The 25,120-nt window shown below is 51.0% G+C and carries 24 protein-coding genes and 4 pseudogenes; 24 read left to right on the forward strand and 4 right to left on the reverse strand.

The window, feature by feature from the left end; translation table 11 throughout:
• Positions 1-14: 14 nt before the first annotated feature.
• Positions 15-1,199 carry a MalY/PatB family protein gene (locus ACLD72_RS26125; RefSeq protein WP_411001482.1) on the forward strand — a complete coding sequence of 395 codons (1,185 nt, stop codon included), beginning with the start codon at positions 15-17 and terminating at the stop codon, positions 1,197-1,199.
• 17 nt (positions 1,200-1,216) lie between these two features.
• Positions 1,217-1,978: a MurR/RpiR family transcriptional regulator gene (locus ACLD72_RS26130; RefSeq protein ID WP_411001481.1), complete on the forward strand. Its 762-nt coding sequence runs from the start codon at positions 1,217-1,219 to the stop codon at positions 1,976-1,978.
• A gap of 288 nt (positions 1,979-2,266) precedes the next feature.
• On the opposite strand, the pseudogene ACLD72_RS26135 reads toward ACLD72_RS26130, so the two are convergent.
• Positions 2,267-2,592, reverse strand: a pseudogene (locus ACLD72_RS26135) (type II toxin-antitoxin system death-on-curing family toxin).
• Between the two features lie 696 nt (positions 2,593-3,288).
• Here ACLD72_RS26135 and aepX point away from each other — a divergent pair.
• The 4 genes from aepX to ACLD72_RS26155 are packed head-to-tail and all read left to right on the forward strand — an operon-like array spanning position 3,289 to position 7,212.
• Complete coding sequence (gene aepX / locus ACLD72_RS26140; RefSeq protein ID WP_411001529.1) at positions 3,289-4,188, forward strand: phosphoenolpyruvate mutase; 900 nt, start codon at positions 3,289-3,291, stop codon at positions 4,186-4,188.
• Positions 4,189-5,349, forward strand: a complete 1,161-nt coding sequence (aepY, locus tag ACLD72_RS26145) for a phosphonopyruvate decarboxylase (protein WP_411001480.1) — start codon at positions 4,189-4,191, stop codon at positions 5,347-5,349.
• On the forward strand, positions 5,346-6,494 hold the full coding sequence (locus ACLD72_RS26150) for a 2-aminoethylphosphonate aminotransferase (protein WP_411001479.1): 1,149 nt from the start codon (positions 5,346-5,348) through the stop codon (positions 6,492-6,494). The genes aepY and ACLD72_RS26150 overlap by 4 nt, the downstream gene beginning before the upstream one ends.
• A complete protein-coding gene (locus ACLD72_RS26155) occupies positions 6,472-7,212 on the forward strand; it encodes a YheC/YheD family protein (RefSeq protein WP_411001478.1) in 741 nt (246 codons plus the stop codon). Before ACLD72_RS26150 ends, ACLD72_RS26155 begins: the two co-directional genes overlap by 23 nt.
• Positions 7,213-7,322: 110 nt before the next feature.
• On the opposite strand, the gene ACLD72_RS26160 is transcribed toward ACLD72_RS26155, so the two are convergent.
• Positions 7,323-7,706 (reverse strand): RidA family protein, encoded by a 384-nt coding sequence (locus tag ACLD72_RS26160; protein WP_411001477.1) that lies wholly within the window; start codon positions 7,704-7,706, stop codon positions 7,323-7,325.
• 105 nt (positions 7,707-7,811) lie between these two features.
• Between ACLD72_RS26160 and ACLD72_RS26165 the strand changes: the two genes are divergently transcribed.
• From ACLD72_RS26165 to ACLD72_RS26175, 3 genes and pseudogenes are all read left to right on the forward strand, one after another.
• On the forward strand, positions 7,812-8,150 hold the full coding sequence (locus tag ACLD72_RS26165; RefSeq protein ID WP_411001476.1) for a winged helix-turn-helix transcriptional regulator: 339 nt from the start codon (positions 7,812-7,814) through the stop codon (positions 8,148-8,150).
• Between the two features lie 207 nt (positions 8,151-8,357).
• On the forward strand, positions 8,358-9,194 hold the full coding sequence (locus ACLD72_RS26170; RefSeq protein WP_411001475.1) for a YitT family protein: 837 nt from the start codon (positions 8,358-8,360) through the stop codon (positions 9,192-9,194).
• A gap of 184 nt (positions 9,195-9,378) precedes the next feature.
• Positions 9,379-10,218, forward strand: a pseudogene (locus tag ACLD72_RS26175) (carbohydrate ABC transporter permease).
• A gap of 59 nt (positions 10,219-10,277) precedes the next feature.
• Here ACLD72_RS26175 and ACLD72_RS26180 read toward each other — a convergent pair.
• Positions 10,278-10,502, reverse strand: coding sequence for a hypothetical protein (locus ACLD72_RS26180; RefSeq protein WP_411001474.1), 225 nt, complete (start codon positions 10,500-10,502; stop codon positions 10,278-10,280).
• A gap of 168 nt (positions 10,503-10,670) precedes the next feature.
• Between ACLD72_RS26180 and ACLD72_RS26185 the strand changes: the two are divergent.
• From ACLD72_RS26185 to ACLD72_RS26200, 4 genes and pseudogenes are all read left to right on the forward strand, one after another.
• Positions 10,671-10,822, forward strand: a pseudogene (locus ACLD72_RS26185) (CRISPR-associated endonuclease Cas1); the annotation flags it as partial.
• Between the two features lie 75 nt (positions 10,823-10,897).
• On the forward strand, positions 10,898-11,188 hold the full coding sequence (gene cas2 / locus ACLD72_RS26190; protein WP_411001473.1) for a CRISPR-associated endonuclease Cas2: 291 nt from the start codon (positions 10,898-10,900) through the stop codon (positions 11,186-11,188).
• Between the two features lie 347 nt (positions 11,189-11,535).
• Positions 11,536-11,685 (forward strand): annotated as a pseudogene (locus ACLD72_RS26195) (DUF2179 domain-containing protein); the annotation flags it as partial.
• A gap of 150 nt (positions 11,686-11,835) precedes the next feature.
• Entirely contained in the window at positions 11,836-12,258 is a 423-nt protein-coding gene (locus tag ACLD72_RS26200; protein WP_458476226.1) for a hypothetical protein, read from the forward strand.
• Here the strand turns inward: ACLD72_RS26200 and ACLD72_RS26205 are convergent.
• A complete protein-coding gene (locus ACLD72_RS26205; RefSeq protein ID WP_411001471.1) occupies positions 12,250-12,714 on the reverse strand; it encodes a hypothetical protein in 465 nt (154 codons plus the stop codon). The genes ACLD72_RS26200 and ACLD72_RS26205 overlap by 9 nt on opposite strands.
• Before the next feature lie 244 nt (positions 12,715-12,958).
• On the opposite strand from ACLD72_RS26205, the gene ACLD72_RS26210 reads away from it, so the two are divergent.
• From ACLD72_RS26210 to ACLD72_RS26260, 11 genes are all read left to right on the forward strand, one after another.
• Positions 12,959-13,864 carry a copper amine oxidase N-terminal domain-containing protein gene (locus ACLD72_RS26210; RefSeq protein WP_411001470.1) on the forward strand — a complete coding sequence of 302 codons (906 nt, stop codon included), beginning with the start codon at positions 12,959-12,961 and terminating at the stop codon, positions 13,862-13,864.
• A 269-nt stretch (positions 13,865-14,133) separates the two neighbouring features.
• The gene (locus ACLD72_RS26215; RefSeq protein WP_411001469.1) at positions 14,134-15,321 is read left to right on the forward strand and encodes a helix-turn-helix domain-containing protein; all 1,188 of its coding nucleotides are present in this window, start codon (positions 14,134-14,136) and stop codon (positions 15,319-15,321) included.
• A gap of 149 nt (positions 15,322-15,470) precedes the next feature.
• On the forward strand, positions 15,471-17,132 hold the full coding sequence (gene hutU, locus ACLD72_RS26220) for a urocanate hydratase (protein ID WP_411001468.1): 1,662 nt from the start codon (positions 15,471-15,473) through the stop codon (positions 17,130-17,132).
• Between the two features lie 14 nt (positions 17,133-17,146).
• A complete protein-coding gene (gene hutI / locus ACLD72_RS26225; protein ID WP_411001467.1) occupies positions 17,147-18,430 on the forward strand; it encodes an imidazolonepropionase in 1,284 nt (427 codons plus the stop codon).
• Positions 18,417-19,679 (forward strand): Zn-dependent hydrolase, encoded by a 1,263-nt coding sequence (locus tag ACLD72_RS26230; RefSeq protein WP_411001466.1) that lies wholly within the window; start codon positions 18,417-18,419, stop codon positions 19,677-19,679. The genes hutI and ACLD72_RS26230 overlap by 14 nt, the downstream gene beginning before the upstream one ends.
• 14 nt (positions 19,680-19,693) lie before the next feature.
• Positions 19,694-21,007 (forward strand): amidohydrolase family protein, encoded by a 1,314-nt coding sequence (locus tag ACLD72_RS26235; protein WP_411001465.1) that lies wholly within the window; start codon positions 19,694-19,696, stop codon positions 21,005-21,007.
• A gap of 34 nt (positions 21,008-21,041) precedes the next feature.
• Positions 21,042-21,656 carry a HutD/Ves family protein gene (locus ACLD72_RS26240; protein WP_458476227.1) on the forward strand — a complete coding sequence of 205 codons (615 nt, stop codon included), beginning with the start codon at positions 21,042-21,044 and terminating at the stop codon, positions 21,654-21,656.
• Between the two features lie 563 nt (positions 21,657-22,219).
• Entirely contained in the window at positions 22,220-23,299 is a 1,080-nt protein-coding gene (locus tag ACLD72_RS26245; RefSeq protein ID WP_458476228.1) for an ABC transporter substrate-binding protein, read from the forward strand.
• A gap of 29 nt (positions 23,300-23,328) precedes the next feature.
• Entirely contained in the window at positions 23,329-23,730 is a 402-nt protein-coding gene (locus ACLD72_RS26250; protein ID WP_411001462.1) for a cyclophilin-like fold protein, read from the forward strand.
• A gap of 12 nt (positions 23,731-23,742) precedes the next feature.
• Positions 23,743-24,216 (forward strand): cucumopine synthase-related protein, encoded by a 474-nt coding sequence (locus ACLD72_RS26255; protein ID WP_251593432.1) that lies wholly within the window; start codon positions 23,743-23,745, stop codon positions 24,214-24,216.
• A gap of 41 nt (positions 24,217-24,257) precedes the next feature.
• On the forward strand, positions 24,258-25,103 hold the full coding sequence (locus tag ACLD72_RS26260; protein WP_411001461.1) for an ABC transporter permease: 846 nt from the start codon (positions 24,258-24,260) through the stop codon (positions 25,101-25,103).
• Positions 25,104-25,120: the final 17 nt, after the last annotated feature.

The raw sequence follows: 25,120 nt of genomic DNA on the forward strand, positions 1-25,120 counted from the left end.
TAAAGAGGGATAACATGCGGAGTCATTTTGATCAAAGGGTTAACCGGATGGGGACCTATTGTACTCAATGGGATTTTATTCAAGATCGATTCGGGGTGAACGATTTATTGCCATTCTCCATTTCCGACATGGATTTTCAAAGCCCGCCTGAAATTCTGGAAACCCTTAAGGAACGCACGGATCATGGGATATTTGGGTATACGAGGTGGAACCATGTTGACTATAAATCCTCCATTACCTACTGGTATGAGACGCGTTTTGGCGCCAACATTGAAATGGATTGGATTGTATATAGTCCAAGCGTGATTTATTCGATCGCAAGGCTCATTGAAATTTTAACATCGGAAGCGGATCATATTGTCATGCAGACCCCAGCCTATGATGCGTTTTTTCCGTTAATTCGTGAAATGAAGCGAAAGCTTGTGAGCAATCCGCTGCTTCTTAAAGAAGGAAGCTACGAAATCGATTTTACCGACTTGGAGCACAAGCTGTCCGACCCGAAGGCGAAAGTGTTTTTACTGTGCAATCCGCATAATCCTACGGGCCGGCTTTGGACCAAACCGGAGCTAACAAGAATAGTCGATTTATGCAAGCGGTATGGGGTTAAAATCATTTCGGACGATATTCATATGGATATCACCTATAATCAGCGGACTTATCTTCCAATGACCAGTGTGGCCAACGATGCGGAAAATATCTTCATCTGCTCATCGGCAAGCAAAACCTTTAACACCCCTGGTTTGGGCGGCTCTTATGCGGTTATTCCTAATGAAGAAATAAGAGAACGATTTTTGCGGTTATTAAAGGGGCGGGATGGGGTATCCAGCGCCAATATTTTTGGGGAGATTGCCGTCATCGAGGGGTATCGGCGCTCCAGCTATTGGGTTGATGAGCTTTGTTCCTATCTGTATAATAATATGAAAATAATCAAGGAATATATCGCTACGGAGCTGCCAACCCTACAGTTTACGCTCCCGGAATCTACTTATTTGGCATGGATCGATTGTACAGGCCTGCTCAAGACGCAAAAAGAACTGCAACACGCGCTTGTGAATGAAGGTAAAGTGGGGATTATGCCCGGTGATGTGTACGGAGAGGACAGAGGTGTTTTTCTGCGGATGAATGTTGGATGTCCCCAATCCAAGCTCCTGGAAGGTTTAGAACGTCTGAAACGTTCTGTTCTTTACATGAAAAGGTGATGAACATGCAGACCCTTATGAAGAGGTTAGTACAGCAACGGGAAAATTTAAGCCAGCTTGAAAAGCAAGTGTTAGACTATTTTATTCGTTACCCGGAACGGTTAGTGTCCTTGAAATTGGAAGAGGCGGCCAAAGAAATGTTTGTTTCCACCGCAACGATCAGCCGTACCTGTAAAAGGCTGGGCTTCCAAGGGTTTCAGGATTTTAAGCTTCAGCTTCACTTATACATACGCGATGAGGATCCAACGAGAAATGAAGGACTCTCCGCCTCTTTATCCGCTTATGTCAAACGCTATGAAAAGGATATTCAAGGGGTTTTACAGCATATCGATGAAAATAAATTGAAGCAGGCCGCCTCCATGCTCGCGGAAGCAAGACAAGTCGAGTGGTTCGGAGTCGGCCATTCCTATTCCGTCTGCTGGGACGCCTCCAAAAAGCTGTTGATGTTAGGGAAAAACAACATGGCCCGAATGGATTGGGACGATTTACGATGTGCCGCGCAAAACTTGGGCAAGGATGACCTGGCCATTTTTGTTTCCTATAGTGGAGAGACTCTTAACATTTTAGAATATGCGCATATCGTCAAACAGCAAGGCACGCCGATTCTTTCCCTGGTCGGAACCAAATTCAACCGCCTGACCGAGCTATCCGACCTTGTCTTCTACACCCCCATCGAACACTGCTACTTCAACGGTGTCGACATGTGCTCCCGAGCGCCTTTTCAAATTTATTTGGATATGTTGGTGTTGGAGTATGGGAACCATTCGCTCAAGGAATAGGCCGTGCCTCTGTCAGGCCTTTCAAAGGTATTGATCTTTGGTTCGGCAGAGGCTCTCGTTTTTCATGGGAAGAAGGGTGGCCCGATGGCATCAACTGCAAAAGTGCATTCTATTTTTCGTAGATTACCATTTTAGAGCGATTGAAGTGCAAAAGTACATCTCATTTGAGGCTATCCGATAAAAAAGCAGTTTTTGACCGGAAATGAACTGCACTTTTACCTTTGAACCACCGGTTTAGAGGAGTTTCGGCAAAAGTCGCATGCACTTTTGCATTTCGTGGAATTTTTCTCATCGTTGTGGGGTTTCTTTACAATGCTGTTTAATCACCTGCACAAGTTCCTGAAATTCATAATGATGGTTCACCATGTCAACGGTAAAATCTTCAGCCGCTTTCTGGTCCATGACAAAGGCATAGCCGTTCAGCCGCAAAAAGATCACCAAAGCGGTAAAAGCGGTCCGTTTGTTTGCATTTTGAAAGGGATGATTTTGTCCCAGGGATTGAAACAGCCGAAATACCGCAGACTAACTCCGACATCTTCCCCGGGACTATATTTCTGTATCATGGCGACATTAATGGCAATAGCCTCTTGGACAGACAGGTATCGCACGGTCATATCAACGATCCTTCAGGCCTTTCAAGGTTTCATCGTATTCCTCCATCACACCCGAGAGCGTTTCAAGAAATTCGGCACTTATTCCTGCCGGTAAAGTCACTTTATGCTCCATTTCGATCCCCTCGTCCATTTAGTTATTCTTGCTATACCAACTGTTATAACAAAAAGTATAAACTACAGAATATAAAGAGATGCACAGTTACGCCGGCTTGCCGAAAAACTGCTGGGAGGAGAAGAGGAAAGCTAAAGGACCTCAGAGACCTTATTTGTGGAAAAACGGAGGTGCGCAATATGTAACGGACACAGATGACCTTATCTAGCTCAAATTGGCCCTGGTGAACTCGTTTAGAGCGAAATAAGGTCATGTGCGTCCGTTAGGCTGGGAAATACCCGGGAAATGGGCAAATAACGTCGCTGGAGTCCGTTAGAGTAGCATTCCTTCCCCTTGCATCCAGCGTATGGGTTTGCACGACAAAGGCCCTCGCCGGTGGCGGGGTTTTTCTTGTTTGGCAATGGCCCTTTTACCTTGTTAATATTTTCGCTTATTTGCGCTCACAATAGACGCTCATTTCCGAATATTTCCTCAATTCAGGAAAATAGCCTAAACAGCAGAGCGGCCTGCTACATATGCTTTTGATAGCTGAAACACAGGAGATGAGAATGGCCATGGCAAACGAAGGAAAACAGGAAGCACAAATGAGCAAAACGAAGCAGCTTAGACAATTGATCAACTCCAGAAAACTGGAATTTATCATGGAGGCCCATAACGGCCTGTCCGCCAAAATTGTCGAGGAGGAAGGCTTTAAAGGGATTTGGGCCAGCGGGTTGTCGATCTCCGCGGCATTGGGCGTTAGAGACAATAATGAAGCCTCCTGGACCCAGGTTGTGGATGTGCTGGAATTCATGAGCGACGCGACGTCCATCCCGATTTTGCTGGATGGGGATACGGGCTACGGCAACTTCAACAATGCCAGACGCTTGGTCAAAAAGCTGGAGCAGCGCGGGATCGCGGGGGTATGTATTGAAGATAAGCAATTCCCCAAAATGAATTCCTTCATCAACGGTCAATTCCAGCCGCTGGCGGAGATCGAAGAATTTTGCGGTAAAATCAAGGCGATGAAGGATGCGCAAACCGACGAAGATTTTTTGGTTGTGGCCAGAGTCGAAGCTTTTATTACGGGGAGAGGGCTTGACGAGGCGCTGCGGCGGGCGGAGGCTTACCGGAAGGCGGGGGCCGATGCGGTGCTTATCCACAGCAAAAGGCCGGATATAACGGAAATTGAGGCGTTTATGAAGGAATGGGCGGGAAGGTTGCCCGTAGTTATCGTGCCCACGAAATACTATTTAACCCCAACCGATAAGTTCCGGGAGCTGGGGATCAGCCTGGCGATCTGGGCGAACCACAACTTGCGTTCCTCGATTGCGGCCATGAAGCAAGTATCCCGCAGCATTTATCGCGATGAGAGTCTCGCCCAAATCGAAAATGAGGTTGCCCCGCTGGAAGAAGTTTTTCGGCTTCAAGGCGCGGAAGAGCTGGAAGCTGCGGAACGGCAATATCTCCCGGCGCCGCAGTTCAGCCTGAATGAGGGGATGTAATTGGACACGAGGATATTTGGAGAAGAGCTTCGAGAATTAGGCTTCACCTTTTTCAGCGGGGTACCGTGCTCCTATCTGAAAAATCTAATCAATTATGCCATCAACGAATGCGATTATGTTGCGGCGGCTAACGAAGGTGACGCGATTGCCATCGCCTCGGGCGCTTATCTAGGAGGGAAAAAATCCGTGGTCCTGATGCAAAACTCAGGGCTAACCAACGCGGTTTCGCCGCTAACCTCCCTGATTTACCCCTTCCGCATTCCGCTGCTCGGGTTTGTCAGCCTTCGCGGTGAACCGGGTGTCCCCGACGAACCTCAGCATGAACTGATGGGCAGGATCACGGCGCAGCTGCTGGAATTGATGGACGTGGAGTGGCAATATCTTTCCAAAGATTTGGAGGAGGCCAGGAAGCAGCTGGTTCAGGCCCATGAGCAAATCGCCCGGAATCGGCCGTTCTTCTTTGTCGTCAAGAAAGGGACCTTTGACACTGAGCCTTTGAAGAAGCAGCAAACCTCTCTACATTCAAACCAGTTTATACAGCATGCCCATCAAGAAGATCAGATGCCGGCGCGGTATGAGGCATTGGCCGTGATTAATGCGGTGAAAGACGAGGACACGGTACAACTGGCCACAACGGGCAAAACGGGGCGGGAATTGTATGAAATTGAAGACGCAAGCAGCAATCTGTACATGGTGGGATCGATGGGGTGTGTCGGTTCTTTTGGACTGGGGCTTGCTCTAAGCCAGCCCAACAAGAACATCGTTGTGATTGATGGAGACGGGGCGCTGTTGATGCGCATGGGAAGCCTCTCGACAAACGGGTGTTATAACCCCGGCAATATGGTGCACATTCTGCTCGATAATAACGCCTATGAATCAACAGGGGGACAAAGCACGGTATCCCATAATGTTGATTTCGTAAGCATTGCCGCTGCCTGCGGGTATACGAAGTCGATCCACGTTCACAACCTCGAAGAACTGAAAGCTTGCTTGCTAACTTGGAAAGAGACCCGAGCGCTTACTTTTCTGTATATGAAAATCTCCAAGCAGTCCAAAGCGCAGCTGGCCCGTCCGGGCATAAAGCCTTACGAAGTAAGGATGCGCCTACAGCGGTTTTTGCAAAACGATCCCATTAAGTTCAAGGAAGTGGATGGCTCGTGAGCTCTGACGTAAAAAGAAATATTTTGCTTACCCCCGGACCGGCAACGACTACGGATAGTGTAAAACGGTCACAGGTGGTTCCGGATATATGCCCCCGTGAAGCCGAGTTTGGCGCGGTCATGGAGCACATTTCCACCGAACTCACCCGTTTGGTTGCGGATCCGGACCGCTATCAGGCCATTTTGTTTGGCGGATCGGGCACCGCGGCCGTTGAATCCATGATCAGCTCCGTTCCTGGCAGCGAAGTTATGGTCATTGTTAATAACGGCGCATATGGCAGACGGATGTGCGAGATCGCCGAGATCTACGGAATCGACTATTTGGAATTCAAGAGTCCTTTTGATGAGGCCATTGATCTCGATGAATTAGAGCGGTGTATCCGCTCCTCCGGCCGCAGGATTTCCCATCTCGCGGTGGTGCATCATGAGACAACAACCGGCCTGCTGAACAGGGTGAAAGAGATCGGGGAATTATGCCGCAGGTATCACATCGACATGATGGTGGACGCCATGAGCTCTTTTGCCGCGGTTCCGATGGACATGAAGGAAATGAACATTTCTTTTCTGGCGTCCAGTTCCAATAAGAACCTGCAGGGAATGCCCGGGGTTTCGTTCGTGATCGCGGAGAAGAGCAAATTGGAGAATTTAAAGGATCGGAAGCCACGAAGTTATTATTTGAATTTGTACGCGCAATATCGTTATTTTGCCGAACATGCGCAAATGCGGTTTACACCGCCGGTACAGACCTTGTACGCGCTTAAGCAAGCTATCCGGGAATTAAATCAGGAAGGTATAGTCAAGCGTTACGCAAGATACACCGCATCCTGGAAAACTTTAATCAGCGGTCTAAACAGGCTCGGTTTGACCTACATCGTCCCCGAAGAGCATCACGCGAAGCTCATCACTTCCATTCGTGAACCTGATGCGGATTTTGATTTTCAGTCCATGCATGATTTCTTCTACAGCAAAGGCATAATGATTTACCCCGGCAAACTGGAGGGGCTAAAGACGTTCCGGGTCGCCAATATCGGGGACATTACGGCTAAGGACATCGAGGTTTTTCTGGAATGGCTGGAAGAGTATCTGGATGGCGTTCGATCGAAGAGGAGAAAGGTGGAGTCCCGTGGGAAACGTAGCGAAGAATAAATGGGCAAAATATGTGTTTATGAAAAAGGATGCCTCGTTGGCGCCTTATATACCGGAAACAAAGAGGATGAACTGGCCATCCTTATGGAGTCTTGTGAAAAAACACCGGCATGTCATGGTTAAACCGGTTTGGGGAAGCCGCGGCCGCGGGGTGATTCAAGTTTCGGATCTGGGGAATGACAAGTACGCCGTACATTACGAGAATCGGGTACGGGTGATACAGGGAAGGGAGAACACCTACCGCTATATCCAAAAAATAATGGGGTTCGCGAGTTACATGGTTCAACGGCGGATTACCCGCCCCACCATTAACAATCGCCCCTTTGATATGAGAGTCATCGTGCAGCGGAAAAAAAGTTCATCCCAGTGGGTAGTTACGGGCAAGCTGATCAAGGTGGCCGGCAAAGGCTACATTGTTTCCAACAATACGCGGAGCAAGGGAACGCTGCTCAGGTTCAAACCGGGGCTTCAGCGCTCCTCCATCAGACACCTGTCCGCCTCGGCATTGGAATCTCAAATCAATAAAGTCTCGCTTCTTTCCGCAAGAAGGCTGCAAGCCTTGTTCCCCGGACATCGTATTTACGGCCTGGACGTCGCCACCGATCAAGGGGGGCGTGTGTCCATCATTGAAGCCAACCTGTATCCGGCCATGTCCCATATCCACAAGCTGAAGGATACAGCGTTGTACCGCCGAATCCTCGCTTATAAAAGAGGTTGATGAACGCCTAAAGCCCGCTAAATGAAGCGGGCTTTTTATTTGCGCTGGGCGGCCCCCGCCCTTTTCGAAGCCGGGCCGCCCGGCGCCGCGCGCCGACTACGGTAGCCGAGTTAGTCCGTGTATGCGACGGCGCGGATTTCGACCAGTTGCTCAGGGGATGCCAGGTAGGTCACGCCGATGCAACTGCCGGCTGGCCGGTGTTGTCCCATGTATTCCTTGAACAGCCGGATGCATGACTCGAAATGCTCTTCCGCCTTTGTCAGATAGAGCTCTACATAAGCGAGGTTCGACTTCGTGACGCCAAATCCCGCCAGCACGCGATCGAGATTCTCCAGCGTCTGCCGGGTCTGCGCCTCGATATCGCCCACGCCAACGAACGCACCCTCCGTATCGTGGGAAAATTGCCCCGAAATGTAGATGGTGCCGTTAACACTGTAACCCTGGGAGATGCCGTGATCCCAAAGATCGTGATTGTAGGTTTTGACATTCGCCATTTTTTTCTCTCCTTTACTTCAAAGTAAGGCCAGTATAAAATGAACGCAAACAAAAAAATAGTACGCACTTTATTGATAGGTACTACCAGAAAGGATAGTGCAAATATGAGCGTGGCTGACTATAAAGAGAAAGGTAATATTCAAGAGACCCCTTTTGGCTACACCTTGTCCGTGATCGGCGGCAAATGGAAAATGCTGATTATTTACCTCCTCGCAGAAAACCAAACGGTTCGCTTTAATGATATGAAAAGACGGATAGGAGCCATTACCTATAAAACATTGAGTGCCCAACTAAAAGAATTGGAAGCGGATGGTATGGTGAACCGCAAAGAGTATCCCCAAGTTCCCCCTAAAGTCGAATACAGTCTCACAGAGAAAGCGGAGACTCTGTTGCCTGTTTTGGAACAGTTGTGTGAGTGGGGGGTAAAGAATCAGAATAGTTAAACGGAATAAGAAAAGAACGGGCGGCTTGCAGGGATTCTCCTCTAGCACTGCCCGTTCATTATTTTGGTATGAATTTTGTCGAAATTCCTTTTTCAAGTGAATTGGATAGCGAATTAAAGTGTAAAAGTCATATTGACTTTATAGCTGGAAGTGGAATACGATGATCTGGTTGTAAGGTTAGAACTGCTAGAGAGGATCAGAGTAGTTATGAAAAATAGAATTGCGGATATCGCTACTATAATTGTGGGTGCCTTTTTATTTGCATTGGCCGTCAATCTGTTTGTCATCCCAAATGAGTTCGGCGAGGGGGGCGTTACAGGGGTCACCATTATTTTGTACTACTTGTTTCAGTGGTCACCCTCCATCGTTAATATAGTGATCAATGGCTTGCTGCTGATTGTCGGCTACAAATTTCTCGATCGGCAAACGACGGTGTATACGGTGATTGCGGTTGCTTTTAACTCGTTGTTTCTGCATCTAACGGAAAACTGGGAGATCAATTCGCATGAGCCGACCATAAATGCGGTCTTCGCCGGCGTGCTGGTGGGGATCGGAATCGGTCTGATCGTGCGGGTCGGGGGGACGACAGCGGGGACCGTGATTTTAGCCCGGATCGCCAATAAATATCTCGACTGGAATATCAGCTATGCGCTGTTGTTTTTCGATCTGATCGTGGCTTTTTCCTCCTATTTTATTATCGGTGCGGAAAAGCTGATGCTGACCATCGTCATCTTGTATGTCGGTACGAAAGTGATGGACTTCATGATTGAGGGGCTGAATCCCAAAAAGGCCGTTACAATCATCTCGGAGAAGCAAAACGACATCGCCGAAATGGTCATTACTCACATGGACCGTGGCGTTACGGTGCTGTCGGGCCATGGCTACTATACGAAAAATCCGAAGGAAGTCCTGTACATCATCATCAGCAAACAAGAGGTATCCACGCTTAAAAAAATTGTCAGATCCATCGACAAAGCCGCGTTTCTCACCATCCACGACGTGAGGGATGTGTTTGGCGAGGGGTTTTTGGATATTTCGAAGTGAGCCAATATAGCATCCTGGGCTAATGCGCGGCTTGTTAAAGCTCCAGGCTCTCTGGACATATGATGATGTACACCGCGAGCTGAACGTGAAAGCCGCATAGATAGCAAGAGGTATCCCCCAAGCCATTTGTCGTTATATTCCATGGGTAGCCCGGGAGAAGCCGGCGCATCGCCCCTGGCTGGCGATGGGGCTGTCCATTCTGTTCACCGGATTAGGGCAGTTGTACAACCGCAGTTATATCAAAGGGATCATTCTGATTATTTTAGAGCTTGCGTTTATCATCACCTTCGCGGATTTTATCGGACTAGGTCTGATCTGTACCACTCCCCGCCGCGCCATCTGGTCGATTGGGTAGGGTTTTACAACTTTATCCAACTTGTAACGGTGCCGATCTGGAATCAGTCGTTCATGAACGTACTGTCCTGGACTCTGGTCTGGACAGTGGTAGCGACGACGCTGCAAATTGGCTTGGGGTTATTGCTGGCGGTGCTGGTGAACGACAAGCGCATTCGCTTCAAGCGGCTGATCCGCACGATCCTGATATTGCCGTGGGCAATTCCGAACTTTGTGACGATCATGATTTTTTCCGCGTTGTTCAACGATCGGTTCGGGGCGATCAACCGCATGCTGCGGGATTGGTTCCAGCTGGCGCCGATCCCGTGGCTGATCGATCCGCTGTTTACGAAGATCGCGCTGATCGGCATTCAGGTATGGCTGGGCTTTCCGTTTATGTTCGCCCTGTTCACCGGCGTACTGCAAAGCATCTCCCATGATGCCTATGAAGCGGCCGATGTGGACGGCGGGACGCGCTGGCAGAAATTCCGCTATATTACGCTGCCGCATGTGCTGTTTGCCACCGCGCCGTTGCTCATAATTCAATATACGGCCAACTTTAACAATTTTAATATCATTTATTTGTTCAATGGCGGCGACCATTTCCTTGATAATCGGAGTCATTGTGATCGCTTTCGCCTTTTTTCAATTCATACGGACCAAATCGTTCAAAGAGGAGCGTGATCATTAAATGGTCCTTGCCGTAAACCAGCTTATCATTAATAACGCTTATATAATATGCCCCTAATTTCACCCCCGCTTGTAATAAACATAGGAAAAGGGCTTGTTCAGGTCGGTTTTTATTGCGACATCGAGGATTTCAATGTGTTCTTTTTCACTTAGCTGTTTAATATGAAGATCGGAAATTTTACTATAAGAGTCTTTTTGAGAGAGGTGAATCAGGGCAGAAAGCGAGAAAAGCAGAAGGAGGGCCAATCCTTGAAGGAACCATTTATTTTTCAGCACCGGCGTCAAACAAATCCTCCCTATTCATTACAGTTCTAAGTACGGTTAAATTATACTATTAAAACTGGAGAAGTGTATAGCTAAGCGACTGGCTTGTTGGGATTGCTTTTTATTATAATGAAGCCGTATATTGGTGAATTATGACAAATCTTGCGGTAAAATAGAACTAGGTTGTATGCTGATCGTAATATTTCCATCCTCTTCTTGACACAAAGCGGGAGATTCTTGGCAAGAGTGATCGGTGAAAGCCGGGGGAAATGTCGTTTTGCGAAAGATGCAGCCGAATTTCTGATAATGAAGAGGAAGCAACGAAAATCTATAACCACAAATCTTATTACTGGCCCGTTTCTTGCGCGGCGATTTAGATGAGTACCCGCCATTTTTATGGCAGTAGGTGAGTCGGGATGCTTGTACTCATTACTTATGATGTTCAAACATCAGGCGTGGGAGGTGCCGCGCGGCTCCGGAAAGTGGCTAAGGCATGTCAGAACTACGGGCAGCGGGTGCAGAATTCCGTGTTTGAGTGCATTGTGGATGCAGCCCAGTTCACTGCTCTGAAATTGGAGTTAACCCAGTTAATTGATGAAGAAAAAGATAGCTTGCGATTTTATCGGTTGGGCAATAACTACAAAACCAAAGTAGAGCATATTGGGGCCAAGCCATCGATAGATTTAGAGGAGCCGCTTATCTTCTAGCGGTGCGAACCCCAAGCGCACATAAAATCCCTGGGAGGTTCGCACCCCGCGTCATTAAAGGGTTTGTAGAGATTTTGGTTAAAATTAATGGAAAAATTTCGTGCTCGCAAAATGGGTTCGCACTTTTGGGCTTACGAGGCCTTGTGCCACAAGGATTCGCATGGCTCGCTGTCGCACTCCAAGTGAGTGCGTGGATTGAAAGTTATGCGACGCTCACGGCGGAATACCCGGACATAGTCGCACCAGCAAAATGAGCTTTTTCTTGAACAAGCGGTCAAACGATTGAGAAATATTCAGTCCTTAAATAGCCGGGGATAGAGAGGAAAAGTACGGGCGGGGGAATGATGGAGGAAACGGAGGTCCTATACATCGTTATCAGCAAACAAGAGGTGTCCACGCTTAATAAGATTGTCAAATCCATCGACAAATCCGCCTTTATCACCATTCACGACGAGCGGGGTGTGTTTGGCGAGGGGTTTTTGGATATTTCGAAGTGAGTGACAAAAAACTGCAACCTTATTTGGTTGTGTTTTTTTGTTTTTCTCAATAAGTAAGTTGGCAAGACGCTGATAGCACTGTGTGCTTAAGTTCGACCTGGTATAATTTGTTTATGGAGTAACAAGGAGATGGTTACTATTAAGAGTTTTGTGAAAATCAATATAATGAGTTTTGGATACGCGGTAATGTTATCTTTTCCTATACAACTGCTAGCAAATATCTATCGAATGGGTAGAGTGTTTGGTTGGGACTTGTCTTTAGTTAACCAAGTTGTTTATTCTCTCATTTTAATCATGTTTATTTTATTTACGATTGTATTCGTTATTTGGACCAGAAAATACTTTGCTGAAAATACCACAAAACTAAGGTTTATTTCGATGATTCTGTGGTTTCCGTATTTTGTATTGATAAATTTCGCATTTAGTTCTCTGTTTCCTATAGTGGATCGCGGGGAGCTCCCAACTCCCGTTGTCGGGCTGTTGAGCCTTGGTGCTATGATCGTCCACCCGATTTATATATTTGTAATAAATTTACTTGCGCCGCTGAAATTAGATAATGAAAAATCAAGTTAAGGACTTGAAATAAAGTTGAATCGTTTCAATATTATAATCACTAATTATTTTGTACGAACCTAGCTCCCTTTTCTTAGCATCGTATATTTCCATATAATCTTCTTCATAAAGGTATATTTTAAATCTATTATCTTGATTTGTTCTTATTGATAATTGATATGTTCTGTAAGGATTTACATCAACTGAGCTAACTTTTCTTAATTTTATTGTAGAGAAATCACTAATTATTTTATCGATGTTATCATCTTCCACTTTAATTTCTTCCTCTACATTTGATGATTCTCTAGAAAATTTAAGAATATCAATTGAAGTTATCTCAGAAACTTTAATATGATTTAAAACAAGGTCGTTAAATGAAGTGTTTTGAGGAATGGAATTAAAGACCCACATAATGCCTACAGCAAAAAGCACTACAATAAGTAATAGGGTATACTTTGTATATTTTTTCTTCAACATAAATTATTAGTAGCCCCCCCTAATTATTAATATTTCCTCGAAGTTGAGAGCCTTTGCTTTATAGATCACCTCGTACTATACAGAAAAAATACCCTAATCGCAAGGAAAAATGGGTATTACCCCCTTTGTATCAAATTTATAGTTGAAAATCCGATTTTGGTTTTCTCATTTTGATATTAGTGACCTGAAATAAAAGAGTGGTAAGTGAATTATTATAATGAAGGTAAAGGTGAGGGTGTATAGGGTGAAGAAACTGTTAATTGCAGGTATCGGTATCTTTTTATTATTCGTTGTGTCCGGCTGCGCTCTGTCTGAGAAAAAAGCAAATGAAGAATCGGTTGCAAGAACGAATATGGATCAGGTGCAAATACTGCCTTATGGAGAAGAGTCTGAGGAGCCGTACATTATTTACGATGACGGAAGCAAAGAGATGTTGAATCAAGGATATATTGGACTGTTTATAAATGGTTCGATTATTAAAAATGCAAATGTTACAGCGGTCAATGATCATATATTTGTTCCATTGGCGATTATCGCCGAACATTTAGGGGCTCAACTGGAGTGGAACGACGTAGAGGGGACAGCTACTCTCGAAGATGAAGAGAACAAGGTGGAAGTCATTGTTGGCAATAAGAGCGTGAAATTAAACGGAAAAGAGATACAACTGGATGCAGCTCCCGAACGACTGCATGAGGATCTCTTTGTTCCTGTCAGTTTTGTTGCTCAAGTATTGAAGGGAAATGTTCATTATTATGACGGAACCGATGCCGATGCATTACGCATCGTGGAAAGAATGCCACATGTAATGATCAGCCGTTATCCCGAGAATAGGGCAAAGTTGTCGCAAGAAGAAGCAGTGAATAAAGCGAGAGAGCAATTGATTGCTGCATTTGAGAAAAAATACGGGGCCTATACTCCCCTTGAAGAAAATGTGCAAGTTGAACAATATGATGATGAAGCTATGCTTCGGAAGACCATTGCCAATTTGACGGTTAAAATGGAGAATGATCGCTACTATGTGCTGCCGGTCGTATATGATTTTTGGGTGGATAAATATACCGGGGATGTATACACCTATTACAATGGTTTAGTCATGGATATAAGTGAATTTGATCCGAAAGATAAAAGTGCACTGGCTTTTCCAGGATAAGCGTGAGACCGTATTTACAAAAAAAGAGGATTACAGATGAGCATCTTGCATCCTCCCTGCTATAGTGTCAACAGACCTAAGCAATCTCAGCGAGCGTTTGACTTGTTGGGATTGCTTTTTGGTATGGAGAGGGGCGGTTTCCAAAACAATCTCACTCTGCAGAGCATAAACTATTGGTTAAATCGTGTTAGTTATGTTAACATCATACCAATAAAAACGGATTATTCGCCGTTTCACGATAGGCCACCTAGTTCGGAAGGGGGGTTCGCATGTTTCAAGCGTCCGAGGCGGCATTTGCCCAACTGCTCATCTCCGGCACGATCGTTCATGAAGCTGAATATGAAGACATGCGCCGCAGACTGCACATCGAAGCCGACCCGAATGTGGCCGTCGTCGTATCGGTCGACCGTTACCCGGAACTGGCCGCAGGCCAACCCGTCGAGTGGAGAATCAAGATCGGGCAGCGGTTGATGGCGGCGATTCGGGAGGCGGTCACCGTGCCGTTTCTGTGGGTGTGGATCGAGGAAGGCATCGTTGCCTTGCTGCTGGACCTGCGCTCATCCCCACCGCTGAACGAAGGGCGTGGCCGCCTGCTGCGCTTGGTCCGGAGCATTCAGAAAAACGTGGAAGGCCACGGTTTTTCCGTTTCCGCAGGCATCGGTTCTTTGTACGAGGACCCCTATTCCATACAGCGCTCGTATGAAGAGGCGAAGGCGTCGATGGTGGACCGTTTTTTCCAGGGCAACCATGTTATTTACCAATATGAAAAAGAGAAAAAAGGCGCCGGTGGCATGAACACACCGCTGGCCGCCGAGCATAAAGCGGAGTTGTACGCCCGTGTGCGAATGGGGGACGAGGCGGGAGCGGTACACGTTCTGAACACGATTCTGGAAGCGTTGGCGGACGCCTACCGGATGCATGTGGACATGTTCAAGTCGGAAGCGATCGAGCTGGCGATGGGACTGACGCGCACGGCGCTGGACATGGGCGGCGACGCGGCCGGGCTATTGTCGGAAAACGCGGCGGTCGTACAGGCGCTGATCGGAACCGTCCGCTACAATAATTTTGTGAAACGGATCGGCGATTACTGCCGGAAAATTACGAACCTGGTCGAGCGGCAGCAGCCTATCGAAGCTTCCCCCATGGTTTTGACGGCGATCAAATATATGAAGGAACATCACCGCCAAAAGCTGACATTGCAATCCATAGCAAAATCTTGCCATGTCAGCCCCTATTATCTTTCGCATGTATTTACGAAGGAAACCGGGGCGAGCTGCATCGATTATTTGACCCAAATCCGTCTGCAAAAGGCGGCTTTTCTGCTGGAAACCACGGAAATGACGATTCAGCAAATCGCGTCGCAGGTCGGCTTCCAGGATCCGAATTATTTCGCGCGCAAATTCAAAAAGTATGCGGGCTGCAGCCCAACGGCCTACCGAAGCGCAAGATCGTGCTAAAAGAGCGCAATTTTGCCCCATTTTTTGAAATCGCTTACAATGATACGATGGACTCATGCAATTTATCAACACATTAGATGTTTAGAAAGCTCACATATCTCGTGAGTCATATGGCCGATTGTAACTATTATTTTTGGGAGGGCGACAAGATGAGTGCAACAAAACATTCCATGGTTAAAGCCCCGAGAGGCAGAGAATTGCGCGCCAAAGGCTGGGTTCAGGAGGCTGCGCTCCGCATGCTGATGAACAACCTCGATCCGGAGGTGGCGGAGCATCCGGAAAAGCTGGTCGTATACGGCGGAATCGGCAAGGCGGCACGCAACTGGGAGGCATTTGAGCAAATCGTGGCTTCACTGGAGCGGTTGGAGGAAAATGAAACATTGCTGATCCAATCGGGCAAGCCGGTAGCCGTATTTACAACGCACAAGGATTCGCCGCGGGTGCTGTTGGCCAACTCCAATCTCGTTCCGGCCTGGGCGAACTGGGAAACCTTCCACGAGTTGGATCGAAAAGGGCTGATGATGTACGGCCAAATGACGGCGGGCAGTTGGATTTATATCGGCAGCCAGGGCATTGTGCAGGGAACTTATGAAACATTCGCGGAATGCGCGAGACAGCATTTCGGCGGCACGCTGGCGAATACGATCACCGTTACCGCCGGCCTTGGCGGCATGGGCGGAGCACAGCCGCTGGCGGTTACGATGAACGGGGGCGTAGTGATCGGGATTGAGGTCGACCGCTCCCGCATCGAGAAGCGCATTCAGACCGGTTATTGCGACCGGCTGACAGAGTCGCTGGATGAGGCGATCGCCGCGGCGCTGGAGGCGAAACAAGCCGGCAAGCCGCTGTCCGTCGGGCTGCTCGGCAATGCGGCGGAGATTCTTGAGGAGATGCTGGAGCGCGATTTTATTCCGGACATCGTCACGGACCAAACGTCGGCCCACGATCCGCTGAACGGTTATTTGCCGGCCGGCATGACGCTTGCGGAAGGCGAAAAGCTGCGGACGGAAGCGCCCGACACGCTTGTCCGGCTGGCGAAAGCAAGCATGGCGCGGCATGTCAAAGCGATGCTGGCGATGCAAGACCGCGGCGCGGTCGCGTTCGATTACGGCAACAATATCAGGCAGCGAGCGTACGATGAAGGTGTCAAGGAAGCGTTCAGCTTCCCCGGATTTGTGCCGGCCTTTATCCGGCCGCAGTTCTGCGAAGGCAAGGGACCGTTCCGCTGGGTGGCGCTTTCCGGCGATCCGGAGGATATCTACAAGACGGATGAAGTGATCCTGCGGGAGTTCGCCTATAATGAACCGCTGTGCCACTGGATTCGGATGGCCCGTGAAAAAATCGCTTTCCAGGGACTGCCGGCCCGCATCTGCTGGCTGGGTTACGGCGAACGCGCGCGGTTTGGCGCCATCATTAACGAGATGGTAGCTTCCGGGGAGCTGAAAGCACCGATCGTGATCGGCAGGGATCATCTCGACGCCGGTTCGGTCGCGTCGCCAAACCGCGAAACGGAGGCGATGAAGGACGGCAGCGACGCGGTCGCCGACTGGCCGATTCTTAACGCGCTCATCAACACGGCGGCGGGCGCGAGCTGGGTATCCGTCCATCATGGTGGCGGCGTCGGCATGGGGTACTCGCTGCATGCGGGTATGGTTGTGGTCGCCGACGGCAGCGCGGATGCGGCCCGGCGTCTGGAACGCGTGCTGACGACGGACCCCGGCATGGGCGTTGCACGCCACGCTGACGCCGGATACGAGTTGGCGGTGCAAACGGCGAAGGAAAAGGGCATTCAGATTCCGGGATTGATGTAGGAGGGGGCGGCTATATGACACCAATCACCTATATTAAACGCGCGGAACAGGTTGTAACGATGGGCGGAGCAAACACGGCCCCGAAAACGGGAGCCGGGATGGCGGATATCGGCGTGATTGAACGGGGGAGCGTCATCCTCGAAGGCGACAAAATCGCGTTCGTCGGCGCCGACCGGGAAGCGGCGGAATACGCCGCGAGGGCCGGCGGCGGGGTAAGCGTGATCGACGGGACGGGGAAGATCGCCGTTCCCGGCCTGGTCGATCCCCATACCCATCTGGTGTACGCCGGCAGCCGCGAGCGGGAATTCGAGCTGCGGCTGCAAGGCAAAAAGTATATCGACATTTTGCGGGAAGGCGGAGGCATTCTAAGCACGACAGCCGCCACGCGGGCGGCATCGCCGGAAGAGCTGGCCGAGCAATCCGCAAGCCGACTGCGGCGGCTTCTGCTGCACGGAGTGACCACGGCCGAGGTCAAAAGCGGGTATGGCTTGACGGTCGCCGACGAGCTCAAGCAGCTGCGGGTGGTTTCGCTGCTTGGGGCGAAGCAGCCCGTCGAACTGGTGCCGACGTTTATGGGCGCCCACGCCGTTCCGGCCGAATACAAGCATGATCCCGAAGCGTACGTCACGCTGGTGACGGAAGAGATGATTCCGCGGGTGGCGGCGGAGCGGCTGGCCGAATACTGCGATGTGTTCTGCGAAGAGGGCGTGTTCACGCCGGAGCAATCCGAACGCATTCTCGAAGCGGGCAAGCGGTACGGCCTGAAGCCGAAAATTCACGCGGATGAAATCGTGCCGCTCGGCGGCGCCGAGCTGGCGGCAAAGGTGGGCGCCGTCTCGGCCGAACACCTGCTGCAGACGAGCGGCAGGGGGATCGAAGCGCTGGCCGAAAGCGGAACGATCGCGGTGCTTCTGCCGACCACGGCCCTGTTCCTGATGGAGCGGCCGGCGCGGGCGAGAGCGATGATTGACGCCGGAGTCGCGGTCGCGCTGGCGACGGACTGCAACCCCGGCTCGTCGCCGACCCAGTCGCTGCCGTTCGTGATGAACGCGGCGTGCCTGACGATGCGGATGACGCCGGCGGAGGCGTTGACGGCGGCGACGATTAACGCGGCGCACGCGATCGGGCGGGCGCAGCTCGTCGGCAGCCTGGAAAAAGGCAAGCAGGCGGACGTGGTTTTATTCGATGCGCCGAATTACCAGACGCTGCAGTATCATTTTGCCGTAAACCTGGTCCATACCGTGATCAAAAAAGGAAAAATCGCAGTGAAAGGCGGTGTTGTGCTTGAAGGGGCATGAGCTGAGAATCGACGCGGCGCGCTTGTCGCGCAAGCTGGGCGTTTTGGCCGAGTTCGGCCTGAACGCCGGCGGAGGCATTGACCGGACCACCTTTACTCCGGCCGAATTGGCCGCAAGGGAGTGGCTGGTGCGTGAGCTGAAGGCTTTGTCGCTGGCCGTGCGCGTCGACCCCGCGGCCAACATCTGGGCCCGGAGGGAAGGCGAGGAGCCATCGCTGCCCGCCATCGCGTTCGGATCGCATATCGACGCCGTTCCGAACGGCGGGAAATACGACGGGGCGCTTGGCGTGCTCATCGCCTGCGAGATCATGGCCGTGCTGCGGGAGCGTGGCGTGGCGACGCGGCATCCGCTGGAGCTGGTCTCGTTCAGCGCCGAGGAGCCGAATCCGTTCGGCTTGTCCACCTTCGGCAGCCGGGCCGCCACCGGCAAGCTGAAACAGCGGCAGCTCGCCGGAGTCGCGGATGCTGCCGGGCTGCTGCTGACGGACGCGCTGCGCCGGGCCGGAGGAGATCCCGGCCGTTTTGACGAAGCCGCCCGCCGGCCGGGCGAACTGAGCGCTTTTTTGGAGGTGCACATTGAGCAGGGCAAACGGCTAATTAGCCGGAATATTCCCGTCGGCATCGTGACGGCGATTACCGGGATTTACCGGGAAGAGGTTACCGTGACCGGCGAAGCGAACCATGCGGGAACGACTTTGATGGAGGACCGCAAGGACGCGCTGACGGCTGCGTCCGAGATCGTGCTGGCCCTGGAGGAAACGTGCCGGAGACATCCGGCTAAGGAAGTGGTCGGGACGGTCGGGAAGCTGTCCGTCCGTCCGAACGCGGCCAACATTATTCCCGCGGAAGTTTCGTTCATCGCGGAGTTCCGGGGCAAAACGCGGGAGGAAATCAGGGAAGCGGTGGCGGAGTGGCAGCAGTCAATCGGTAAGGTCGAACAAACCAGAAAAGTGACGGTCAGCCGCAACGTGCTGCTCGACCAGGACCCGGCGCCGATGGACGAGATTATCATTGCCAGCGGCAGGAAATGGTCGGCGGCGCTGGGGTATCCGTATGAGCTGCTCGGCAGTATGGCCGGGCACGACGCGACCCATATGGCGTCCATTACCCGGAGCGGCATGCTGTTCGTTCCGAGCATCGGCGGCAAAAGCCACTGCCCCGAAGAAGAAAGCCGGATCGAAGACATTGAGAAAACGGCAAACGTGCTGCTTCGGATGATTTTGGAGCTGGACGAATGTCTGGATACGTAAAGGAGGGCGTCGGTATGCCTCGGTTGTATCGCGCGGATCAAATTTATTACAAAGGCAGCTTTCATAAAGACCTGGCCATTGTTGTGGAGGACGGCCTTATCCGGGAAATCGGCCCCTTCAAGGCGCTGGCGGAAGCCTACGCCGGCGTGGAAGTGACGGACTGGAGCGGCAAAGCGATCGTTCCCGGCACGGTCAACGCCCATAACCATTCGTTTCAGAGCCTGCTGCGCGGCATCGCCGCCGACCGGCCTTTTCTGGAATGGCGCGATCAGGCGCTGTACAAATATACGCCGCTGCTGGACGAAGAGGCGATCTATACCGGCGCGCTGTTTGCTTTTGGCGAGATGGCAAAATACGGCGTGACGACAGTGAGCGACTTTTTTTATGTGCACAATGGCGGGACCGCGACCGACGAGGCCGTGATTCGGGCGGCCCGCGATATCGGCATCCGTCTCGTGTTCGCCCGCACGATGTACGATTGGGACGGCGCGCCGCGCCAGTATCAGGAGACGGTGGAGGAGGCGGTTCGCCGGACACGCGAGCTGGCCGTAAAATACCAGGGCCAGCACATGGTCAGCGTGCATCCCGCGCCGCACAGTCCGCACGGCGCTTCGCCCGCGATGATTCAAGCTGGCCACCGCCTCGCCTTGGAGCTGGATACGCCGTTCCATATTCATGTGGCGGAAGAAACGTTTGAAGTCGAGGAAACGCTGGAGAAATACAAGCTGCGCCCTGTGCACTATTTGAATGAGCTTGGCGTCGTGGACGAGCACATGCTGGCAATCCATCTCGTCTGGCTGGACGACTCCGAAATCGAATTGTTGGGGGCGCGCGGCGTTTCCCTGGCTTATTGCCCTTCCAGCAATATGTTTTTGTCGGATGGCGTCACGAGAATCCCCGATCTTGCCCGGGTCGGTGTCCGCATCGCGCTTGGCTCCGACGGCGCTTGCAGCAACAACCGGATTAGCGTCTATGAAGAGATGCGCATGTGTTCGCTGCTGCAAAAAGTAATGCGCCTGGACGGAACCTGCGTCAATGCCCGGCAGGTGTTCGACATGGGCACCAAAACGGGAGGGGAGCTCCTGCGTTTGCCGGTTGGGCTGCTGGAGGAAGGATACCGGGCCGATTTCGTGTCGCTTGATCTGGACGATTTGTCGCTGGCACCCAAAACGGAGCTGTTCGCGAATATGGTGTATGCGATGCAGCCCACGGCGATTCGCGATGTCGTCGTAGACGGACGGCTGATCGCCGCCGGCGGGAAGCTGCTTACGGTCGCGGAGCAAGACATCGTCGCCAAGGTCAATGCTCTGTTCGACAAATGGAGGTAGCGGGAAGAAAGGCGGGCAGGCTATGCCAAATGGCATGAAACTTATCAAGAAGCTGGATGCTCCCGTCTCGGTTTGGTCCGGGGGTACGACGGTGCAAATGGCAATCTATCCGGAACGGGCTTCGTATGCGCGGCGGGATTTCGCCTGGCGCATCAGTCTCGCTGAAATGACGGAGCCGCGCACCGTGTTTACGTCCCTGCCCGGGTACAAGCGCAAGCTGCTGGCAACGGACGGGAGCTTTCGGCTGGAGCATGAAGGGCGGCGCACGGCGGAACTTCGGCCATACGAACAAGATTGCTTTGAAGGGGAGTGGACGACCCGCTGTACCGGTATGGGCAAGGATGTAAATCTCATGTTGGCTGGCGGATGGGACGGTCGATTGGATGTCCTGCGGGTTGAAGCAGGGGGCGCGGTAAAGGCGGAAGCCCCCTGTTTGCCTGCCGCGAACAAGTTTGAGTGTTTCTATTGTGAGAAGGGGCGTTTGGCGATCCGGACCGGTGAGCGATTATCCCTGGAGCTGGCAGAGGGGGAAATGTTGATCTGGAAACCCGGCTCGGAACAAGCGCGGCAGGATCTGCGGCTCGTACATGACGGGGGAGTGCCGGAGCCATGCGTTTTGATCCGGATCGCCGTTTGGGAGCAAACTTAAGCCGGGAACCGGCAGAGAGCTGTTCTTTGTGCGCTCATCCCCATCCCGGCAGCTTGCCTTGGGGGACGGACAGGATTGAGCGAGGAAATTATAATATGTCATATAAACTATCATAAGTAATCGTTTATTAGGTTTTTTATCCATTATATGATAGGTTTTGTAACATACATTGATATTTATAGTTGATTTAAGCGATTTTTTCTTTTCGATCTTAATATTTTATAATTTAATGTTATATTTATTGACAATATAAGTTTTAAATGATACCATGTCGATAGTTAGAAGTTCATGTCGAATTTTGCAATCTGATGTATCTCCGGCATAGTTAATAGTTAATAGAGTGGAGCAAGCATAAAGGAATCATTCCGATTTCTCTTTGCAAGCTTCATTTTTTTTAAGTAAGTGTTAGGTTAGATATCGTTCCATCAGTAGCCGGAAGTTTCGGACTAAGAGGAGAGGAGGTAAGGGACCGTTCCGCCATTTAACATCCTAAACCTGAATGAAAAGCGAGGATTGAGAAAATGAGAAAAAGTAATCGATCGATGTTGCTGATAGGGTGTGTCATGTTGCTTTTACTTTTGGCTGCTTGCGGTGGCAATAATGCCGCGCAAACGCCTGCCGCGTCCCCGGGAGCGGAAAATTCCGCCTCGAATAACGAAGAGCCGTCGGCCACAACCGATTTCAGCGGCGAGACGCTGGTCGTTCAGGTTTGGGGCGGCAAATACGAAGAGACGCTGCGGAACCACGTCATTCCGGCGTTTGAGGAAGCTACCGGGGCGAAGGTGGAGCTTGTGCTGGGCGACTCCCCCGTGGCCAAGCTCAAGGCGGAGGGAGACAACCCGTCGGTTGACGTGCTTCATCTCGACGCGGGTTCGGCCGCTTCGGCGATCGATATGGGCGTGCTCGCTCCGCTCGATTTTGACAATATGCCCAATGCAAAAGATCTTTACCCGGCGGCGAAGGAAACGGACTACACGGTGGCAACGAACTGGGGCAGCTTCGGCATCACCTATCGTACCGATTTGGTCAAGACCCCTCCCGCCAAATGGGAAGATCTCTGGAATCCCGAATTCGCCGGCAAAGTCGCAATCTGGCAAATTGAAAATGCCAGCACGATCGAAATGATGGATATGATCGCCCGCGGCATGGGCACCACTATCACCGACAAAAATTCCTGGGACGATGTCTTTGCCAAGATGAAAGAATTGAAACCGAGCATCGTCTCCTTCGTCAGCTCCCATGCCGATCTGGAGAATCTGCTCACCAGCGGGCAGGCAATCGTGGCGGTGCAGCCCAACGGCCGTGCGATCAATCTGATCAGATCGGGCGCGCCGGTCGAGTTCGTGGCTCCTTCCGACGGTTCGCCGACGGTGACCTCCCTCGTTGGCATCGCCGCCGGCACCAAGAAAAAAGAACTGGCGGAGCTGTTCGTGAACCAACTGCTTGGCACGGAAGCCCAGGAGGCGTACGCCGAAAATAACTTCTATGCGCCAACCAACAAGCTGGCCAAAGTGCCGGAGGATCTTCAGCCTTTGATGCCGTACGGCGAAGACAAAGTGAAAGCGTTGGTGACGATCGACCAGTCCCTGCTCACCCCCCTGAAGGCTGAGTTAATCGACCGCTGGAACCGGGAAATGAAATAATCATTCCAATTGAAGTAAGGAGAGCCGCTATGGGAACCCAAAAAATCGAAATCATGATCGATGAAGAACGTATCGTTGTTGAACTATATGTGGACAAAGCCCCAAAAATTTGCAATATGATCATGGACAACCTTCCGGTCGAAGGTATCATCCAGCATGCCAAACTTAACGGACAGTTGATCTTCGCAACCATTCCATTTTCCTGCGAATTCGAGAACAAGGTGCCGGGCGGAGCGCTGACGACGGGCGATGTGGCCTTCTACAATCCCCGCAATCAGCTATGCTTCCTGTACGGTCAGGGAACCGACGAGCCGCTCCCGATCAGCCATATCGGCCGTATCGTGGAAGGTATGGACCGTCTGGAAATTGTCGGCATGAAGAACTGGCTGAAACAAGGCAGCTTCATGAGCATCAAGCGAGTAATCGAATAGGAGGGCATGATCATGGACTGGAAAATAACGAAGGAAAAAATCAAAGCGGCCCGCCAGGCGATCTGGTTTGAGATGCCGGATGAAGTCAAGCGGATTTCCGTCGGGGATATTCCGCGCGGGACAAGCGTGTACGGCCAATATTTTACCGTGCTGATGTTTGCCGAATCTGAAATGCGCTCCCTGAGCGACGAAATTTTGTGGGGGCTGCGCGAAAGCTCCAGAAAAGACACGGTTGATCTCCAGGGCATCCTGACCGTCGGTAAAGAGATGCTCACCTATAAAATGGAGTTTCTCGATTTTGTCGGCCTGACGGACAGCTCGAATCTGATGAAGGAATTTATTACCGGACTGGATTCGCTAGGAACGAAAGAAGAGTTCCGCGAGTATACGGATGAGATGCTGATGTATATCAACCGGGCGCATATGTGGGTGGACATGATTTTCCCGTGGGGCGTTTCGATGGGCTTCCAGAAGAAAGCGAAGTAATCCCCGGCCGCCCGCATCCGGATGGGATGGAGGAATAATCGATGGAAAATACGACAGTCGCTGCGAGAGCCTCCCTCAAACGGCGTTCCGAGAAAAAATGGACTTACGTAAATAAATGGTTTATCGCGGTTCCGCTGCTGTTTTTAACGCTGTTTTTCCTGATTCCGTTGGTTAAGCTGCTTTATATGAGCCTGTTCGAGTCCGATACCTCGGGCTCGGCAGGCGAGCTTTCCTTGGCAAGCTACGCGCGTTTTCTGACCGATCCCTTTTATCTGAAAATATTGGGGCAAACGCTTGGACTGGGGCTGGTCTCCACGTTGATTTGCATTGTGATGGGTTATCCCGTCGCCTACAAGATTGCGAGAATGACGGGCAAAGCAAGGAGCTTCGCGACCGCGTGTGTCGTCTTCCCGCTCTGGGTATCGATCACGATCCGCATCTTCGGCTGGCTGACGATTTTGCAGCCGCTGTCGCTCGTCGGCAATTACGCGGGCGTACTGATCGGATTGGTGCATGTCGGCCTTCCGTTTATGATTATGACTTTAATCAGTCCCATTGAAAATGTCGACCGCAGCCTGGAAGACGCGTCCTATGTGTTTGGCGCGGGTTTCCTTGGAACCTTCTTCAAGGTGGTTTTTCCGCTCACCCTGCCCGGCGTTGTCTCCGGCGCTTTGCTGGTGTTTTCGCTGAATACCGCGGCGTTTATCGTACCGATGATGCTGGGCAGTGGCAAAATCCTCGTCATGACGACATTGATCTATCAACAGGCGCTGTTTGTATACGATTGGTCATTTGCCGCGGCGATCGCGGTCATTCTGCTGGCGGCCTCTTTGCTGATTGTCGTCGGAGTACGGAAATACTCCAAAGATACCAAACTAACGCAGTAGAGGTAGTTCAAACACGA

The organism is Paenibacillus lacisediminis, assembly GCF_046567315.2.